The sequence below is a fragment of the Tersicoccus solisilvae genome (assembly GCF_014643255.1).
Classification (GTDB): Bacteria; Actinomycetota; Actinomycetes; order Actinomycetales; family Micrococcaceae; genus Tersicoccus; species Tersicoccus solisilvae.
This window is the reverse complement of the sequence record NZ_BMJI01000046.1, coordinates 1-869: the sequence shown is the minus strand read 5'-3', so window position 1 is coordinate 869 and position 869 is coordinate 1. Positions and strand designations below refer to the sequence as shown.

Here is an 869-nt window from a genome sequence, read left to right as displayed (position 1 = left end):
TCATTCCGCTGGCAGAGGAAACCGGCTTGGTCAATAGCATAGGCCAATGGGTATTGCTAAGCGTTTGCAGTCAACTGGAGCGCTGGCAGAATCAAGGGTTGGAAGTCGTCCCCGTGGCAATAAATATCTCCGCCAAACAGCTGCAGACTGACATTATTTCCAGCATAGAAGTCGCTCTCGCCATGCACGGTTTGAGTGCAGAACTGTTGGAAATTGAACTGACTGAGTCTGCAGTGATGCAGCGGCCACTGGAGTCGGTGGAAATACTCAATCAACTGAAAGCACTGGGATTAAGCCTGGCGGTTGATGACTTTGGCACCGGTTATTCCAGTCTGGCCTATCTCAAACGCTTCCCGCTGGATACCTTAAAAATTGACCGTGAGTTTGTCCGCGATATCACCAAAGACCCGGACGATGCCGCCATTACCAACGCCATCATAGTCCTGGCTCACAGCCTTGAGTTACAGGTGGTGGCCGAAGGAGTGGAAACCCAGGCTCAACTGAATTTCCTTGCGGCCCAGGGCTGCGATCAGGCTCAGGGCTTCCTGTTGGGACGTCCAATGACAGAAGGACAGGCAGAGGCCTTGCTTAGCCGAAAATAAAATCACCCCATAAAAAACGCGGCTCAAATGGCCGCGTTTTTTACTCATAGTGGGGATATTGGCTTATGCCTTTTCCAGCCGGGGCACTTTGCAGACCCAGCCTTGTGGGCCTGGTCTGTGCCCTTTCTGGATTTCGGTGAAGACCTTATAGATGCGACTGACATGTTCACCCACCTTGCCGTCACCAACGGTGACCACCCGGCCATCTTCAAAAATGTAGGAGCCGACTGGAGAAACCACGGCCGCGGTACCGAAACCACCGGCTTC

General features: G+C 52.9%; 1 protein-coding gene and 1 pseudogene. One reads left to right on the top strand and one right to left on the bottom strand.

Annotation, left to right across the window (positions count from 1 at the left end; genetic code table 11):
- The coding region (locus IEX22_RS16145) for an EAL domain-containing protein (protein ID WP_188669258.1) at positions 1 to 602 on the top strand (602 nt) is incomplete at its 5' end.
- Positions 603 to 665: 63 nt separating this feature from the next.
- On the opposite strand, the pseudogene IEX22_RS16140 reads toward IEX22_RS16145, so the two are convergent.
- Positions 666 to 869: pseudogene (locus IEX22_RS16140) on the bottom strand (hypothetical protein); the annotation flags it as partial.